Genomic DNA, 3,348 nt, shown 5'->3' with positions numbered 1-3,348 from the left:
ACGGCCCCCTCACCTCACGGCTGCGACCACCCGAACAGGTCCATCGCCTTGCCGAACTCGCGGTCCAGCGGCGCGCTCACGTCCACCCGGCCGCCCTGCGGATGCGGGAACGCCAGCCGCTCGGCGTGCAGCAGCATGCGGTGCACGCCCTGCATGCGGAACGTGCGGTTGTGCCGCCCGTCGCCGTGGCTGGTATCGCCGATCAGGTGATGGAACAGGTGCTTGAGGTGCCGGCGGATCTGGCGGAAACGCCCGGTCTGCGGCTGGCAGCGCAGCAACGCATAGCGCGAGGTCGGGAAGCCGTTCGAGGGAATCGGCAGCTCGCCGGTCAGCAGCTTCTGGAAATGGGTGATGGCCGGCTTCTTGACCGGTTTGCCCGGGCCGCCGTCCAGGTCGTGGTCGACGGTGAACGCGTCTTCGGCCGGCCAGCCCCGGCACACCGCCAGGTAGTCCTTGCTGACTTCGCCGCCCATCAACGCCTTGCCCAGCGCGCTGGCGGTGTCGCGGTCGAAGGCCAGCAGCAGGCAGCCGCTGGTGGCACGGTCCAGCCGGTGCACCAGGAAGATCGGCTTGCCCAGCTGCGCGCGCAGGCGGTCGGCGAGGAAGTCATCCTCGCCGCGGGCCAGCTTGCTGTCGTGGACCATCAGCCCGGCCGGCTTGTTCACCACCGCCAGCCATTGATCCTCGTACAACAACGGCAACGGCTCGAACACGACCTCCGCATCGGTGGCTTCGATGGCTTCCATCGCCGCGCTCATCGCCGCAACCAGGCCGACGCCAGCGCCAGCACGCCCACGCCGCCGGTGATCCACGACCACAGCGGCACCGAGGCCAGCAGCGGGCCACCGGTCTGCAGCCCGTACAGCAGCGCCGACACCACCACCAGGCCGACGCCGGTCACCGCGGTGACCACGCGTCGCTGCATGCGGCGCAGGGTCTCGTTGAGGCTGACGATGTCCTGCGAGCGCATCGCCAGCTCGTGCTTGCCCTCGACCTGCTGGCGCAGCCAACTGTGCAGCAGCGCCGGCATGTCCGGGGCCTGGGTCATGATTTCCGGCAGGCGCTTGGCCAGTTCCTTCAGCGCGCGGCGCGGGCTGTAGCGCTCGCGCAGGATGCGTTCGAGCACCGGCTTGGCGACCGCCCAGATATCCAGCTGCGGATCGAGCTGGCGGCCCACGCCCTCGATGTTGAGCAGGGTCTTCTGCAGCAGGATCAACTGCGGCTGCAGGGTCAGCTGGTAGCGCTGCGCGGTGCGGAACAGCTTGACCAGCACCTCGGCCAGCGAGATCTGCGACAGCGGGCGGGTGAAGTACGGCTCGCACACCGCGCGCACGGCCGCTTCCAGCTCGTCGATGCGCACCGTGGCCGGCATCCATTGCGCCTGCAGGTGCAGCTCGGCGATGCGCCGGTAGTCGCGGTTGAAGATCGCCATGAAGTTCTCGGCGAGGTAGTACTGATCCTCCTCCGAAAGCTGGCCCATGATGCCGAAGTCCAGCGCGATGAAACGCGGGTTGTCGCGGCGCGCCGGGTCGATGTCGACCCAGATGTTGCCGGCGTGCGCATCGGCGTGGAAGAAGTTGTCGCGGAACACCTGCGTGTAGAACACGCGCACGCCCTTGGCCGCCAGCGCCTGGCGGTTGATGCCGGCCGCGTCCAGCGCGGCGATATCGTCCGAGGGGATGCCCCACACCCGCTCCAGCGTGAGCGCGCGTTCGGCGGTGTGACTCCAGATCACCTCCGGCACGTACAGGTCGTCGGAATTCTCCCAGAACCGGCGCAGCACGCTGGCATTGGCGCCTTCGCGCTGCAGGTCCAGCTCGGCGGCCAGGGTGGTCTCGATCTCGGCCACCACTTCGCGCGGGCGAATCTTGTCCGCACGCGGATGGGTGCGCTCGACCAGCGCGGCCAGCGACTTGAGCAGGGCGATGTCGCCGGCGATCTGCTGCTCGATGTCCGGGCGCAGCACCTTGACCACCACCTGGCGGCCACCGTCCAGCGTCGCGGCATGCACCTGCGCGATCGAGGCCGAGGCCAGCGGCGTGGTATCGAAGCTGGCGAACGCCTCGGTGATCGGCAGGCCCAGCGCCTGCTCGACGATCTGCAGCGCGCGTTCCCCGTCGAACGGCTTGACCCGGTCCTGCAGCAGGGTCAGTTCGGCGGCCACGTCCGGCGGCACCAGGTCGCGGCGGGTGGACAGGATCTGCCCGAACTTGACGAAGATCGGCCCCAGCTCCTGCAGCGCCAGACGCAGCCGTGCGCCACGCGAGAGCGAGGCGATGTCGGCACTGGCGCGCGGCACGAACGGCTTGGCCAGGCGCAGCCAGCGCTCCACCGGAGTGCCATCGAGCAGCGCGTCCAGGCGGTAGCGCAGGATCACCCGGCCGATGCGGCTGGCGCGGAACATCGCGCGGGTCGCCTTCATGCGGCACCTCCCAGGCGCTGGCGCAGCCGCGCCACGCGCACGCCCAGGCGCTCGACGTCGTCGCGGATCACGTCCACGTCGTCGTGGAAGGCCTCCAGCTCGGCACGTGGCACCACGTCGCGTGACTCCTCGGTAACGTATTCGGCCGCGCTCTCGGCCAGGTCCCTTGCACTGCGCCGCGCCTGCACCAGCGCCGCGCGCAGGGTCTGCGCGATCTGCACGCCCAGCACCTCGCCGAAGGCCTTGACGAAGGGCTGCTGCCAATCCGGATCGAAGCGGCTGGCCAGCTGCTGCAGCCGGCGCGCCAATTCAGCGTCACCGGACACCTTCACCCGCCCGGCCGGCGCGCTGTTGCCGCGCCGTGCGTTGGCCAGGAACGGCAATTGCGCCAGCACACCACCGAGCGTGCTGCGCACGGCCAGGTCGGCCTCCTGCGCGGGATCGACCGGGCCCACGGTCAGGCGCTGCCCGCTGACGCCGATCTGCATCGCCAGTGCCGGCGATTCCAGGGTCAGGGCGATGCGTTGCCCGTCCAGCGTGGCCAGCGCACTGCGGGTATCCGGGTCCAGGGCCAGCGCACGGTTGAGCGCCACTTCCAGCGCTCGCCCGGCCAGCGGCTTGATGACATTGAAGGGGGATGGAGACATGCCGGGCATTCTACCGAAGCAGGCAACCGGGAATGGCCGTAGTCGGGGACCGGGAACGCGGGGGCGCATGCGGCCGGCGGCGCGAGGGGCGTTTGGCTGAATGTCACCTTTCCAGACACGCCGGTGCTTTCCGCCGTGGAACGGCAACGGGCGCGGGAGCGCGCGAAACCGCCTTGCCCGTTCCTGCTCGCCCGCTCCCCGCAAGAACATTTCCTGTTCCCCCTGCCCCATTCCCTGCTTCATGCTATGCATACCCCCCACAGGCATTCGGCAGGAGCA

3 protein-coding genes are annotated in these 3,348 nt (G+C 69.7%); all 3 read right to left on the bottom strand.

Annotated features, from left to right (window positions below; all coding sequences use genetic code 11):
• Nucleotides 1-14: 14 nt before the first annotated feature.
• The 3 genes from VA603_RS01720 to VA603_RS01710 are packed head-to-tail and all read right to left on the bottom strand — an operon-like array spanning nucleotide 15 to nucleotide 3,069.
• Nucleotides 15-758 carry a pseudouridine synthase gene (locus VA603_RS01720; protein WP_425603640.1) on the bottom strand — a complete coding sequence of 248 codons (744 nt, stop codon included), beginning with the start codon at nucleotides 756-758 and terminating at the stop codon, nucleotides 15-17.
• Nucleotides 755-2,422: a ubiquinone biosynthesis regulatory protein kinase UbiB gene (gene ubiB / locus VA603_RS01715; protein ID WP_313253386.1), complete on the bottom strand. Its 1,668-nt coding sequence runs from the start codon at nucleotides 2,420-2,422 to the stop codon at nucleotides 755-757. Before ubiB ends, VA603_RS01720 begins: the two co-directional genes overlap by 4 nt.
• Nucleotides 2,419-3,069, bottom strand: coding sequence for a ubiquinone biosynthesis accessory factor UbiJ (locus VA603_RS01710; RefSeq protein ID WP_425603639.1), 651 nt, complete (start codon nucleotides 3,067-3,069; stop codon nucleotides 2,419-2,421). The genes ubiB and VA603_RS01710 overlap by 4 nt, the downstream gene beginning before the upstream one ends.
• Nucleotides 3,070-3,348: the final 279 nt, after the last annotated feature.

The sequence above is a fragment of the Stenotrophomonas capsici genome (genome assembly GCF_034961085.1).
Taxonomy (GTDB): domain Bacteria; phylum Pseudomonadota; class Gammaproteobacteria; order Xanthomonadales; family Xanthomonadaceae; genus Stenotrophomonas; species Stenotrophomonas capsici.
The sequence above is the reverse complement of the archived record's forward strand: the minus strand, read 5'-3'. Positions and strand labels throughout refer to the sequence as shown.